Genomic DNA, 13,493 nt, shown 5'->3' on the forward strand with positions numbered 1-13,493 from the left:
AATGGACCTTTTTTAAAAGTGTCCATTATTCGGGTTATAGTTCAACGGCAGGAACCCTTTACTTTTTAAAATCTGAGTGGCGGTGGGTAAAAATATTCTCATCGGAATCGCGGACGAGGATGAAATTTTCGATATTGTCCAGCCCGTGAAGTGTGCAATTGTGGTGGGCGATAATCTCCTCCGCACCGAGCACATTGTTCGCCGTGGTCGAATGGCCGTCCGCGACAAGCGTCACGTCGTATCCGAGCGTTGTCGCCCGCCTGCAAGTCGTATCCACGCCATATTCGGTTTTGCAGCCCATGACCACCAGATGCTTGATATCGAGCGTTTGCAGGTAATCATGTAGCGTCGTGAACTGAAACGCGTCGACCGCTTTTTTCGTAATCGTAATATCATCCCTTGTGGGAGATATATGGGGATGGACTTGGGATTCAATCGATATCGGCGAGGCGATTTCCGTATCCATCATAAAAATGATTGGGACACCCTCGGAACGTGCTTTTCCGACCACATTTTTCATTGTATCGAGGAGCCTTTCCTTATCGAAAACCGGCCCGAACTTCGGCCCTTCGATAATGCCGACCTGCGCGTCGATAACTAACAGGGCCGTATTTCCCATTCTACCATCCCCCCTCATTTTTATAAAAAACAAACTATTGCCGGATAAAACTCGACAATAGTTTGTTTCCTTTCGTGCAGGATTGTAAACATTTTTCCCCGTCAAAATTCAAGCGTATCCCCAATCCGAATGCACAAATCCCCAATCGTGCCAACGGGTAGTTCCAGGACAGAAAAGGCATTTTTATCCGGCTTCGTCGCCCGCCACGGTTTTAAGGAGTGAATCAGACGAATGACTTCTTTTTGTTCGTTAAGAAGAACAATATCGATTGGAAACGACATAAAGAACATATGGACCGAATTGCAAGGTACAATCCACAGCCCTTCCTCACGAATTGGCTCGTTCCTGAACATTAACCCTTTAAACCGTTTATAGAACGTGTCCGCAGTCTGTATCACAAACGGCATTGTAACAGTATTTTTCATTAATTGGCTCCTTTTGAATATATATAGATTGTAAGTTCATTATATTAAAACAAAAGTTCTTTTAAAAGAACAAAAAAACTTAGAAATTATGAGAAAATTGAAGCAAATGGAATAAAACATCGGGAAAACTCTTTAAAACGAACGTTTTTCAACCTTTTCAAGTTTTTTTATACGTTATATAATCCAATTGTGTTCTACATATAGAACCAAAAAAACAAATGGAGGCGGGAAAATGAATCTTGTAACAAGGTTAGTGAAAGAAGAAGAGGGTCAGGCGTTAACGGAGTATGGGTTAATTATTGGGTTGGTAGCAGTGATTTGTATTGCAGCAATTGGTGCCATGGGAAGCCAGATTTCTGGACTTTTTAATAGAATAGCCGCCAAGCTTGCTTCTGCTGGAATCTAAATTTGTAAAACCCTGCTTTTCGAGCATGAGAAGCAGGGTTTTTTAAAGAATGGGGGGCTATCTTTGGAAAACATCCTGCTCATTGCAGTGCTGCTTATCTGTACAATAACGGATATTAAATCAAGGAAAATACTAAATATCGTAACCTTGCCGGCAATATTGATCGGCTTTATATATTATTTCAGCACGAATGGTCTTGATGGAATACTTTTCAGCGGTAAGGGCTTCCTTGTTGGATTTGGTGTTTTATTTATACCGTTTGCCATGGGAGGTATAGGAGCTGGCGATGTTAAGCTTTTGGCAGCGATTGGGGCAATGAAGGGTGCCTTTTTTGTAATTTACGCCTTCCTGTATGCTGCGATTGTTGGAGGATTAATTGCTTTGTTTATTTTGATACACAGGAATGAATTAAAAGGCTTCTTAGTAAGAATTATTAATTCTGTCTTTTTCCTTACTTTTAGTAAAAGTAAAGATTCTATTCAGGTAAGCAAAAGCGATCTTGCCCCTTCCTTTCCTTACGGGGTATCAATCGCGCTTGGGACGATAGCAATGCTTTTTATGGAGGGAACGATATGAAATCGGAAAAAGGGCAATCGATGGTGGAGACTGCCCTGATTATTCCTTTACTCATGATTATCTTATTTGGAATCGTTGATTTCGGAAGAATATTTCATGTTTATTTATCTATGGACCATGCTGGACGTGAGGGCGCCAGGGTTGCCAGTATTTCATCTGAAGACGACGATATAGAAAAAGCTATTATAGCTGCCATGGCGGGAACCGATACCTCTAAATTAAATATTGATATTAAACCTGAAGGCAAGGCTAACAGGCCAAGTGGAATAGAGGTAGAAATAGCTTTAACTTATGATATAGACTTTATCACTCCCTTTGTCAATCCGCTGGCTAAATCACTAAAGCTTTCCGACACTACAGTGATGAGGGTGGAATAATATGAAGTCTATGAAAAAAATTTTATGCAGTCAAGAAGGCAATGGAATGATTATGGTTGCTTTTTTTATGGTGGTGCTTTTTGGATTTAGTGCCATGGTAATAGACGGTGGGAGGCTTTACTTGGAAAAAAGCCGATTGCAAAAAGCACTTGATGCCGCGGTACTTGCTGGAGCTCAAGACTTGTTAAAAGGAGAGAGTGTTGCTAAACAAACAGCTATCGATATTGCCGCGAAGAATAATGTTGTTTTAGTATTGTCTGATTTTAAAACAGGACCAAATTACATCCAGGCAACAAAGTCGGTTTCCAAAGGTCTTACTTTTGCCAAATTTATTGGAGTAAATAGTTCTGATGTTGCGGCATCCGCAAAAGCACAAATATCCGGAAAAATTATTAGCAGAGAAGGAATTGTTCCTATAGGTATTCCGAAAGCTGAATATCCAACAACGCCACCCGAAAGTGGAAAGGAACCTCCTTCGTTTTCGATTAATTTTAAACCGGGCAATAGCGGCAATGGAAAAGACGATGATGAGGAAAACTCCTCTATTGGAGGAAACTTTGGGTTTCTGCAAATAGACAAACCAGGAGGAAAACAGTTATTGGAGTCAATCAAAGAAGGTATACCAATGGATCTTGAAACCAAATATGTCCTAACAAATACGGGATTAAACTGGGGAAACGTTAAGGAAGGCTTTGAATACCGAATTAACTTGGATAAGAAAAGGAATGACTGCAATAAATACTTAACTGCCGATGATACCTGTGCAAGAGTGGTTTTGGTTCCCATAATAAAATCTTACGCTGATGTTAACGGGAAAACATATGTCGAGCTAGATGGATTTGCATCAGTTTGGATTGATGATGTAAAAAAGCATGAAGTAACGGCAAAATTTATAAAGCTAATAACTTTTGGTGAAATTGGTAAAGGAGTTAATTATGGAGTAGAGGGCGTAAAACTTGTTCATTAGATAGGCGGAGGGCCGAGAAATGCAATCTAAAAAACTATGGATCTGGTCATTGATTTTCGGGCTTAGTGCCACAATTATTTTATTTTTAATTATAAATTCAAGGGAGCCCAGTTTGCAGGCAGCGACACCACCAAGCTCCAATGCAAAAACCGCCAGCGCTGAGAATAAAGAAAAACCCGAGCCTGCCCAAACGGCAGTTTCAAATGAGAGTAATACGAAAGGAAAAGGCTCAGAAGAAGATGGGCCAAAAGGAAACGTGCTTTTACCAATAAGTGACGGGAAGCGGGCCATGACAATACAGGTATCTGATGTGCAAGGGATTGCTGGTTTCATAAAGCCGGATTCCCATGTGGACGTGGTGGCGAAATTAACTGTCCCGAAGGATGCTAAGGAAGGCCAACATGATGCCGGAACACTTATCATTCAAAATGCGAGAGTTTTGGCGGTGGGGCATGCCGCTGACGATGCAGAAGCGATGAAACGATATCAAATGGTGACGCTTGAAGTCAATCCTCGTGAAGGATTAACTTTAGGGTTTTCTACGAAATATGAGTTGTATTTAATGTTAAGAAAAGACGGGGATACAAAGCTGGATCCTGTTCATACCCATGTACACGAAGATGAGCTCCATGAAGGGGTGTTTTTAAAATGACTTGGAGCGTGGTCACAAATCAAATTGAAGTTTATGAAAAACTGGAAAGCTGTGCTAGTGAAGTTGGAGAGAAGCTGATATGGTATAAGTCCTATAAGGAGCTCCAGGAGGAGTCATTTTCGGGGATAGTTTTAATTCCTGTTACAAAGCAAGAACTTAAGGCTGATCTCCAGGATATTTTCACTCTTTTTCCGGCTTTGACTTTATCAAGCGTTCCTATCTTAATTGATTTTGAAAATGGCGTGGATATCAGGAGGGCGATTCGAGCAGGGGCATTTGATGTGCTGCCGTACCCCTTTCAAAATGAATCGTTAGTGGCGGCAGCAAGGGAAGCTGAAGAAATACTGAATCAAAAAAAAGCTATACCCAAAAAGGAAGCCCCAACTAAGAATGCGAGGGTCATGACAGTGTGCAGTACAAAGGGGGGGGTAGGGAAGACAACCTTCACAGTCAATCTTGCTGCGGCCCTGGCAAAGCAATTAAAAAAAGTCATTGTCATCGATCTCGACCTCCAGTTCGGAGATGTTGCGATGTTCTTTGACTCCAAGCCAAAAAAAACGATTTATGAATGGGTGAAAGAAGATTACAATAGTTCCCCTGAAAAGGTGAAAGGATACGTACATTCCGTAAATGATTTTATTGATATCATGCCGGCTCCCATCCGGCCAGAATTTTCAGAAGTCATCCTCGAGGAACACATCACGAGATTAATCAGCAACCTCAAACTACATTACGACATTGTCCTGATCGATACTGCTCCTTATATAGAAGAAAAAATTCTTACAGCGTTGGAAAAGTCGGATGATATTTTCCTCGTGACCTACTTGGATTTGCCTACCTTGAAGAATTGCAAACTATTCATTGATACTCTCCATTCTTTGGCTCTGGATAAAAAAGTGAAGATTATCCTGAACCGCGATTCCAAAAGAAAAGGCCTCTATAAAGAAACAGCGGAAAATGTACTGGGCATGCCGGTCCATACTCGGGTGCCGGATTTCGAAAAAATTGTCGTTGCTTCTGTTAACGAAGGAAATCCTTTTGTTTATTCCTACCCCAGGGCTAAAATCTCTAAAATCCTCTATTCCTTTGCCCAGGAATTGGCAGGGAAACAGGAAAAGGCTATAAAGAAAGGGTTCTTTTTCAAAAAGGCAGCCAGCGAAGGGAGGCTGGTCTAATTGTCACTTCTAAAACGATTGGGGAAGGAAGAACTCCTTGTAGATGGCAAGCAAAGAAATGAACCGTTTTTCTATTTGAGCAGGAATATTCCTGAAGACGGCCTTGAAAGCAAGCTACATAATTTCCTGGTCGAAGAATTCAAAAAAATTACGGATGGAGAAGAGGTTCATTACGAAGAAATCATTGAAAAAAAATCAGAAGAATTCCTGCAAAATGAAGCCAGCCATCTGACTTTTGAAGACAAACATGCAATCTTTACAAGTGCCAAAAATGAGTTGATGGGCTTTGGGCCAATTACTCCTTTGTTGTCCGATCCAACCGTTACAGAGGTAATGGTGAACGGTCCACGGGATATTTATGTTGAGAGAAAAGGAAAAATAGTGAAGACAAGCGTCCATTTTAAGGATGATGATCATGTACTTCGCATAATTGAAAAAATTGTCCATCCTTTAGGAAGAAGGATTGATGAAAGCTCGCCAATGGTTGATGCCCGGCTGCCTGATGGGTCAAGGGTTAACGCAATTATCCCACCACTTGCCATTCACGGCCCTGTATTGACGATTCGAAAGTTCTCGGAAACTCCATTCACGATTGACAACCTGATCCAATTTAAAACACTTAGCCAGGAAATGGCTGAGTTTATTAGAGCCTGTGTTGTGTCACGTTTGAATATCTTTATAAGCGGAGGGACTGGATCCGGAAAAACGTCCACACTAAATGTCTTGTCTTCGTTTATTCCTGAAAACGAGCGAATTGTAACAATTGAGGATGCGGCTGAACTGAAATTATCCCAGGAACACGTTGTTGCCCTCGAATCCAGGCCGCCAAATATCGAAGGGCAAGGTGCCATCTCAATCCGTGATTTGGTCCGAAACTCGCTGCGGATGCGGCCTGATAGGATTATTGTAGGGGAAGTCAGGAGCGCGGAAGCACTGGATATGCTGCAGGCGATGAATACCGGCCATGAGGGAAGCCTTGGAACTGGCCATGCGAATTCCCCAAGGGATCTTCTTGCAAGACTTGAAACCATGGTCCTGATGGCTGGATTCGACTTGCCTATTCGGGCAATCCGGGAACAGATTGCAAGCGCGCTTGATATAATTATTCACCAAACAAGAATGAAGGATGGCACAAGGAAAATTACCCATATTACAGAAGTCCTCGGTTTGGAGGGGGATACGATTGTCATGCAGGAGCTATTCCTGTTCAAGGAAACGGCAACAGGAGAGGACGGAAGGATTAATGGTAGATTCAAATCTACCGGTATTCGCCCTGTCTGTGCAGAAAGACTCGAAATCGCTGGATTTACAATCCCTTCCTCATGGTATATGGAGGAGTGGATAGTGTGAAGGAAAACATAATTGTGCTTCTGGTTGGATCAATCGTACTATTTACTATTATTTTTCAGCTTTTCATTTCATCTGTAGGGCAGAGGCTTAGAATGAAAAAGCGCCTCACAAACTACTCCCTTATCAACATTGAAAATGAAAAGGAAAAAGAGGGGGAGAAGAAAAAGGGCGGCAAGCAGGCTAGCCATTTTTCGCTGTTTAAAAGAGTTGGAGAAAAGTCTGCTTCATTTTTCCCGTCTATTTCAAAGTGGGAAATGAAATTGGCACAGGGCAGATCATCACTTACCGCAGGGGAATTCTTTTTGTTTCGCCTCCTTTGTGTCTTTGCCTTTTCATTTTCCGCATATGCATTGAAGCTTCATTTTCTACTTATTATTCCTATTGGGATTGTTTCCTTCTGGTTCCCGGTTTTTCACCTTAACAAAAAGATAGAAAAACGGTTAAACAGAGGCTCTTTCCAGCTCGCCGAAGCGCTCGGGACGATGGCAAATTCGATGAGGGCCGGATTCAGTTTCATCCAGGCAATGAAGTTGATTTCGGAAGAGTTTCCAGATCCGATTGGTACCGAGTTTGAAAAAACGCTGCAGGATTTGAATTTCGGGGTTCCGGTTGAAGAGGCTTTTAAAAAAATGCTCGAAAGGCTCCCTGATAAAGAGTTAGAAATGGCAGTTAAGTCGATGCTAATCCAAAGGGCAACCGGAGGGAACCTCGCTGTCCTCCTCGAGACGATCCGTGAAACAGTGGCGGGGAGAATCCAAATAAAAGAGGAACTCAGAACCCTAACAGCACAGGGGAAGCTTTCGACCTGGATTATTACCGGCCTCCCAATTGGATTGGCACTTTATTTAAAGCTTGCTAACCCTGAATATTTTAACCTCCTTTTGGAGCATCCATTAGGTATTGTGATGCTTTCAATGGGCGGTATCGGGATTGCAATGGGATGGTTCTTTATTCGAAAGATTGTCCGGATCGAGGTGTAGCCCAAATGATTGATTGGTCTCTTTACGTGCTTGCATTTCTGTCTTTAACATTGACATACCGGGCATTTCTCCAATATTTTTACCGAAGTGAACTCATTATCAATGAGAGGGTTGAGGGTTATTTTCCGAAGGGCCAGCACCATGCCGAGTCATCACAAAACTCGAAAAAAATAAAACCATTTGCTGCGGAACGGGTCAATGCAGTTTCAGGCAAAATGAAAGAATATTTATCCAAAAGGCTGACAAGGGAAGCAAAAAGTGAATTGGAGCGGAAGTTACGTGAAGCCGGTCTACCATATAGCTGGTCTGCCGTGGATTTCAGGCTGCTTCAAGTCCTTATAGGGGCAATCTTGTTTGTAACATGCTTCATGCTCTTTGGAAAAGGATCGGAAAAAACGCTAAATGCCCTTTTCCTATCCTTATCGTTTGGAGCTCTAGGCTATTATTATCCTTCATTTTACTTGAGTGTGAAAAAGAAGCACCGGTTAAAAAAAATCCAGAAAAGCCTAGCTGACTTTTTCGATATGGTCAATTTGTCGGTCGAAGCGGGAATGGGGCTTGATGCTGCAATTATGAGGGTCTGCAAAAACATGAAAGGCCCCTTGGCAGATGAATTCATGCGTGCGTTGGAGGAAATGCGCCTGGGAAAATCAAGGAAGGAAGCCTTCATCAATTTAAGAAGCCGAATTTCACTTGACGCCTTTCAAAGCCTTATGACATCCCTTATTCAGGCTGACCAATTGGGAATTGGTATGTCAAAGGTACTAAAAGCGCTTACGGAAAGGATTAGGGAGCACCAGCGGCAGCTTGCCAGGGAACAAGCAATGAAAGCTCCGATTAAAATGATGTTTCCGATGGTCATGTTCATTTTTCCGGCGATCTTTATCGTTCTGCTCGGCCCTCTGGTCATTTATTTACTACAATATGGATTGGGAGGGTAGGGCTTCCCTGGTTGCCTGCCAATCATAAGGAGAATGTTCATGGAAGGAAATAAAATACGGAAACTCCGATCCAGCAAAGGAATATCTCTGAATAAACTTAGTGAGATCACCGGGATATCAAAGTCGTATTTAAGCCTTTTGGAGCGGGGTATTCAAAAAAACCCCAGTCTTGAGATTATGCAAAAACTTGCTCTTTCACTGGATGTTGACCCGGAAGTCCTATTCAGAAGTGATACATTTAACTCGGATCATGAAGGGGCTATTCCAAGCAAGAAAATCGTAAAACTACAGGTCGAGTTCTCAGAAGAAGATGTGCAAATGGGAAAGTACGACCGGGTCAAGGAATTGCTCGATATTATTAGTAATAAAAATGCAAAATAAAACCAGACTCGTTTGCAAAAACGAGTTTATTTTCTAATTCGGTGTTCGTTATATTAAACGAAAATGTCATATATAAGGAAGTGTTCTTCATGTACTATTTCATTTTGCTTTTTCCTTTCATATTTTTTGTCTTTGGTGGAGAAACCCACTATTCGCTGGGGAAGTTGGTTTACTTATTTGTTTTTGTCCTAAGTTCCTGGATTCTTCTGCTTTTAAAAAGACACTATTGGTCGAGCTGCTTTAAAAAGCCAATTTCGATTATGGAAATCATGGTCGTTGGCTTTATCGGGTTGGCGGCGATATCGGCCCTTCTATCAGAACATAAACTTACCTCTTTTTTCGGTTCTATTTTGCGCTATGAGGGGCTTTTAACAATTGTTGCTTATTGCAGCGTGTTTCTATTCTCCTATCGGCTTATAGAATTTCAAAAACAAACAAAGCTGGTGATTGCTTTCATATTGTGTGCTATACCCATTTCCCTTTATGGAATCCTACAACACTTCAGACTGGAGCCTCTTCCAAGGGGCACATTTGATTTTGGACCAAGCAGTATAGGGTTGTTTGGAAATCCAAACTTCTTCGGATCTTATTTGGTTATGGTTTTCCTAATGGCGTGTGTGGTATTCCTCTCCCGTAACCGAGGAAGGCTTATTAACTTTTACTTCGCTGCTGCTTGTTTAATCTTCCTATCAATGATATTCACCAGCACAAGAAGCGCCTGGCTGGGAACGTTCGTTGGTGTTGTCGGACTTACTATCCTGGTAGTAAGGAAAAGGAAAGAGCTATGGGGAAGATGGGGGACCTTACTGGCGAGCCTTGGGTTGATATTTATGATTACGGAAAGCGCTGGGGATGGAGGGTATTTAAACCGTTTATTAACGACAATTATAGAGCCTTATAACATCGTTACCGAGCAGGAAACGGGAATGGAGGGTTCCGGCCGATTTTTGATATGGCAAAAATCACTTCCCCTAGTAAAAGAGTATTTCTGGATTGGTTCAGGCCCAGATACGTTCAAATATGTTTATCCTAACCAAGACATGGAATCGAAGGAAGTCTTAGGTGAAATAATCATCGATAAAGCACACAATGAATACCTGCAAATCGCTATTACAATGGGGGTACCGGCACTCCTTGTATACCTCGCGCTTGTTGGAATAATTTTAATTCGTGCCTTCAAGGCGGTGAGAGTGGTGGCAGAACAGCAAAAAATAATTCTTTACGGTTTGATTTGTGTTATCATCGGCTACCTTGTTCAGGCATTCTTTAACATAAGCGTTGTAACCGTAGCGCCGATTTATTGGTCCATCCTTGGGGTAACTTTTGGATTATCAACTCATTACCTCCAAGCTGCAAAGCTGACAGGAGAGCAAAAAGAAAATTTAACACAAGTTAAGAATCAACAAATAAAAGCAATGTAAAAACCCTTGCGCCTGCAAGGGTTTTAATTCGTGCTCTCCGCACTATTGTATAAATTTTTCCGTTCATCAGGCTCAGCCGCATCTTTCGCGGCTAGATTGTTCCTGACTTCGAGTTCGTCACGCTCTTTGCGCACTTTTTTAAGTTCCCTTTTTAAAGCCATTATCCGACGTGTTCCAACTGCACCCATAATGACGACTCCAGCAAGAACTGATCCCAGTATGACAAGAATCAACGGCCACTGTGCGGTTCCAAAGAAGTAATCCACTTCTACAGGCTCAACATTCATGACGGCAAAAACGGCGATGACCACTGCGAAAAGAATAGCTAGCAGCAAACTCCATTGCGTTTTCAAAACAGCAACCTCCCATGTTTCGTATCCATTACATTAAAGATACCCAAAGGGAGAGGGGAAAAAACAACATGAAAAAAGAACCTTTGCCCAAATGGCAAAGGTTCTTTAGTATGGAGACTAGGGGGATCGAACCCCTGACCTCTTGCATGCCATGCAAGCACTCTCCCAGCTGAGCTAAGCCCCCGTATTTTGTTGCGAAGCGTTTGTTCAAAAACAGCTACAAGAAAGATTATAGCCAGCACAGGCTAAGTTTGCAAGAGAAAAATTATTTTTTTGTGATATAATTTTTTGGTACCCCCCGGGAGTGGGAGCAACCCTGCACCTGGCACCTACTTATTACGGTCTTTAAGGGAGGCTTCCTTTTGAAAAATATCCTGTTTTACATTCTTATTATCCTTATGGTGGCAACAATCGGCTGTTTTGTCCTTGGTTACCAAAACGCTGGCTATTTGGTTGGCTTCATTTTTGCGGCGTTTGCCATGTCAGTGGGCCTTGTTTTTTCCATAAAGAACCGGAACTACACACATAAATACTGGCATGATGATTACGCTGAGCGCAGACAGAAGAAAAAGGAATAGAAAACGGGCGGCAATTTGGCCGCCCGTGCGTTCTCCCTAGTTGATACTCTCTATCTCAACCCTTTGGACTCCTTCAAATTCGGAAATCAAATTATAAACATCTGTCGTTTTTGCTTTCGAGTTGACGGCAATTTGTAATTGCACATGATGGTTCCCATCGCTAAGGTCCTTTATCCTCATTTTCCTCAGAATATATTTTTGTTCATATATATAGTCGACGACAGAGTCAATCCTACTCCGGTCAGCTATATGCAGCTGCAGCAGGATTTCCTTTTCCCTTAATTGCTTCGGACCGATCAACTTCATAAGAAAAGGTATGAACTCGACACTGAAAATCAGGAGCGCGACTCCAGCGAACGATTCCAAATAAAAACCGGAGCCAACAGCAATCCCAATACCTGCGGCACCCCAAATCATCGCGGCCGTCGTCAGCCCGGAAATACTGTCATTTCCTCTCCGCAATATGACTCCCGCTCCTAGGAAACCGATTCCGGAAACAATCTGGGCGGCGAGGCGGAGAGGGTCCATCGTAATGTTCACTGCACCGGGATGTGCTTTATAAGCCGATTCAATTGAAACAATCGTCAATAGGCAGCTGACGATGCAGATAACAAGGCTTGTCTTTAGGCCAACAGGTTTGCGTTTCAATTCCCGTTCAATCCCAATAACCAATCCCAGGACGGCCGATATCCCTAATTTTAAAAACATTTCTGTTTCAGAAGCTGACATATCCCCACCCCTTCCTTTTAAAAACATTCACTTGCCAATAATAATATAATAGAAATATGCGAAGAATCCATGTAAAATACATTACATTGTACATAAATCAATCGCATCAAAGGAGTTCTTATGAAACCACCAATCAACCCCTATTTAGCATTGGCGGTCGGCGTAATCACTGTTTCCGCTTCGGCCATCTTTGTGAAATTTTCTGCATCTTCAGCGGGATTAACCGCATTTTACCGGCTTTTCTTTTCGGTTCTTTTTATGCTCCCGCTTTTTCTTGCCAAATTTACTCCCGAACTAAAAAAGATAACCAAAAGGGACTGGCTCTTTACCATTGTGTCCGGAGTGTTGCTTGCTTTTCACTTTATCCTGTGGTTTGAATCTTTAAACTACACTTCCGTCGCAAGTTCAACTGTACTTGTTACGCTCCAGCCGCTGTTCGCATTTTTGGGCACCTATCTATTTTTTAAGGAAAAAGTGACAATTGGCGCAATTACAAGCGGAATCATCGCTATAGCGGGAAGCTTTATTATTAGCTGGGGCGACTTCCGGGTTAGCGGCTCCGCCTTGTACGGCGATTTTCTCGCTCTTGTTGCCTGTGCTTTCATTACAGCCTATCTGCTCTTCGGACAGACGGTAAGGCAAAGGGTTTCGTTGATCACCTATACGTTCCTGGTTTATCTGATAAGTTCGATAACATTATTTTTATACGTAATCGGAACAGGTGATTCATTTATTCCAAAGGAGAACAGCGACTGGATCAATTTTATCCTGCTTGCGCTTCTCCCCACACTTCTCGGCCACAGTTTGTTCAATTGGGTTGTAAAATGGATCAGCACTAACACGATTTCCATGGCGATTTTGTTCGAACCGATTGGAGCGGCTATTCTTGCCTATCTCCTCCTTGGCGAATCCGTTATGTGGTCCCAGGTTATTGGCGGCGGGGTCGTAATCGCGGGCATCAGCTTATTTATTATTAGTGAACGCAGAATAAAAATGAGGGAGCCGGCAATCCAGAAATAGAGTGGATGAGAATTCTGTCTAATCGGGAAACTGCAGCTCTGTAAGAATAGAAAGCTTTTGCGTAATGTGAGGTCAGCAGTACTGGAGTAATATTGCTCTGCTTTAACTTAATCAATGTTTATAACCGTCCGCTGCAGCTGCGGACGGTTTTTTTATCCCCAGGAACATTTAGAAAAACAATTTTGAAGGCAGGCGTTTATAATTTGTTTGCCGTACCATTACTTCTTTTAACTTGTTTAGGTTTTTGCAGTAAAAATGTTAAAGTACATGCTGGTTAATCAGGTGGCAGCGTGGAAGAGCAGATAGTTTAAATAGAGGGTAATTCATATTGGTAAAAAAGATTATAAAATTATATTGCAAAAATTTTTTACCCGTGATATATTAAGTATCGTCCTCTTCGGAACAACGGTTTAAAAGCTTCCGGCATTAAAATATTGGTTGACACCGTCGAAAAGGATATGATATAGTAACTAAGTCGCTGCGGCGGAATTGTGGAAAATTGTTCCTTGAAAACTAAACAAACAAGCGTCAACAAACAATAAT

17 protein-coding genes and 1 tRNA gene are annotated in these 13,493 nt (G+C 42.1%); 13 read left to right on the forward strand and 5 right to left on the reverse strand.

Annotation, left to right across the window (positions count from 1 at the left end; translation table 11 throughout):
* Nucleotides 1–58 precede the first annotated feature (58 nt).
* Complete coding sequence (locus DRW41_RS22255; RefSeq protein ID WP_115454206.1) at nucleotides 59–619, reverse strand: isochorismatase family protein; 561 nt, start codon at nucleotides 617–619, stop codon at nucleotides 59–61.
* 101 nt (nucleotides 620–720) lie between these two features.
* Nucleotides 721–1,044 (reverse strand): DUF192 domain-containing protein, encoded by a 324-nt coding sequence (locus DRW41_RS22260; RefSeq protein WP_115454207.1) that lies wholly within the window; start codon nucleotides 1,042–1,044, stop codon nucleotides 721–723.
* A gap of 232 nt (nucleotides 1,045–1,276) precedes the next feature.
* Between DRW41_RS22260 and DRW41_RS22265 the strand changes: the two genes are divergently transcribed.
* From DRW41_RS22265 to DRW41_RS22315, 11 genes are all read left to right on the forward strand, one after another.
* On the forward strand, nucleotides 1,277–1,450 hold the full coding sequence (locus tag DRW41_RS22265) for a Flp family type IVb pilin (protein ID WP_115454208.1): 174 nt from the start codon (nucleotides 1,277–1,279) through the stop codon (nucleotides 1,448–1,450).
* Nucleotides 1,451–1,513: 63 nt separating this feature from the next.
* On the forward strand, nucleotides 1,514–2,026 hold the full coding sequence (locus DRW41_RS22270) for an A24 family peptidase (RefSeq protein ID WP_115454209.1): 513 nt from the start codon (nucleotides 1,514–1,516) through the stop codon (nucleotides 2,024–2,026).
* Nucleotides 2,023–2,403, forward strand: coding sequence for a TadE family protein (locus DRW41_RS22275; RefSeq protein WP_115454210.1), 381 nt, complete (start codon nucleotides 2,023–2,025; stop codon nucleotides 2,401–2,403). The genes DRW41_RS22270 and DRW41_RS22275 overlap by 4 nt, the downstream gene beginning before the upstream one ends.
* 1 nt (nucleotide 2,404) lies before the next feature.
* A complete protein-coding gene (locus DRW41_RS22280; RefSeq protein WP_115454211.1) occupies nucleotides 2,405–3,370 on the forward strand; it encodes a TadE/TadG family type IV pilus assembly protein in 966 nt (321 codons plus the stop codon).
* Between the two features lie 19 nt (nucleotides 3,371–3,389).
* Entirely contained in the window at nucleotides 3,390–4,022 is a 633-nt protein-coding gene (gene cpaB, locus DRW41_RS22285; RefSeq protein WP_115454212.1) for a Flp pilus assembly protein CpaB, read from the forward strand.
* Complete coding sequence (locus tag DRW41_RS22290) at nucleotides 4,019–5,197, forward strand: CpaE/TadZ family protein (protein ID WP_115454213.1); 1,179 nt, start codon at nucleotides 4,019–4,021, stop codon at nucleotides 5,195–5,197. Before cpaB ends, DRW41_RS22290 begins: the two co-directional genes overlap by 4 nt.
* On the forward strand, nucleotides 5,198–6,547 hold the full coding sequence (locus DRW41_RS22295; RefSeq protein ID WP_181884672.1) for a TadA family conjugal transfer-associated ATPase: 1,350 nt from the start codon (nucleotides 5,198–5,200) through the stop codon (nucleotides 6,545–6,547).
* Complete coding sequence (locus DRW41_RS22300) at nucleotides 6,544–7,527, forward strand: type II secretion system F family protein (protein ID WP_181884673.1); 984 nt, start codon at nucleotides 6,544–6,546, stop codon at nucleotides 7,525–7,527. Before DRW41_RS22295 ends, DRW41_RS22300 begins: the two co-directional genes overlap by 4 nt.
* Before the next feature lie 5 nt (nucleotides 7,528–7,532).
* Entirely contained in the window at nucleotides 7,533–8,468 is a 936-nt protein-coding gene (locus tag DRW41_RS22305) for a type II secretion system F family protein (RefSeq protein ID WP_181884674.1), read from the forward strand.
* 39 nt (nucleotides 8,469–8,507) lie between these two features.
* Entirely contained in the window at nucleotides 8,508–8,849 is a 342-nt protein-coding gene (locus DRW41_RS22310; RefSeq protein WP_181884675.1) for a helix-turn-helix domain-containing protein, read from the forward strand.
* A 260-nt stretch (nucleotides 8,850–9,109) separates the two neighbouring features.
* The gene (locus tag DRW41_RS22315; RefSeq protein ID WP_181884676.1) at nucleotides 9,110–10,270 is read left to right on the forward strand and encodes an O-antigen ligase family protein; all 1,161 of its coding nucleotides are present in this window, start codon (nucleotides 9,110–9,112) and stop codon (nucleotides 10,268–10,270) included.
* A gap of 23 nt (nucleotides 10,271–10,293) precedes the next feature.
* Here the strand turns inward: DRW41_RS22315 and DRW41_RS22320 are convergent, their stop codons facing one another.
* Entirely contained in the window at nucleotides 10,294–10,623 is a 330-nt protein-coding gene (locus tag DRW41_RS22320) for a LapA family protein (RefSeq protein ID WP_115454217.1), read from the reverse strand.
* Between the two features lie 111 nt (nucleotides 10,624–10,734).
* Nucleotides 10,735–10,807: transfer RNA gene (locus tag DRW41_RS22325), tRNA-Ala, on the reverse strand.
* 178 nt (nucleotides 10,808–10,985) lie between these two features.
* Between DRW41_RS22325 and DRW41_RS22330 the strand changes: the two genes are divergently transcribed.
* Entirely contained in the window at nucleotides 10,986–11,201 is a 216-nt protein-coding gene (locus DRW41_RS22330) for a hypothetical protein (protein ID WP_115454218.1), read from the forward strand.
* A 36-nt stretch (nucleotides 11,202–11,237) separates the two neighbouring features.
* On the opposite strand, the gene DRW41_RS22335 is transcribed toward DRW41_RS22330, so the two are convergent.
* The gene (locus tag DRW41_RS22335) at nucleotides 11,238–11,930 is read right to left on the reverse strand and encodes an MgtC/SapB family protein (RefSeq protein ID WP_115454219.1); all 693 of its coding nucleotides are present in this window, start codon (nucleotides 11,928–11,930) and stop codon (nucleotides 11,238–11,240) included.
* A 120-nt stretch (nucleotides 11,931–12,050) separates the two neighbouring features.
* Between DRW41_RS22335 and DRW41_RS22340 the strand changes: the two genes are divergently transcribed.
* Nucleotides 12,051–12,950 (forward strand): DMT family transporter, encoded by a 900-nt coding sequence (locus tag DRW41_RS22340; RefSeq protein WP_115454220.1) that lies wholly within the window; start codon nucleotides 12,051–12,053, stop codon nucleotides 12,948–12,950.
* The last annotated feature ends 543 nt before the right edge of the window (nucleotides 12,951–13,493 follow it).

The organism is Neobacillus piezotolerans (assembly GCF_003362805.1).
GTDB lineage: Bacteria > Bacillota > Bacilli > Bacillales > Cytobacillaceae > Bacillus_D > Bacillus_D piezotolerans.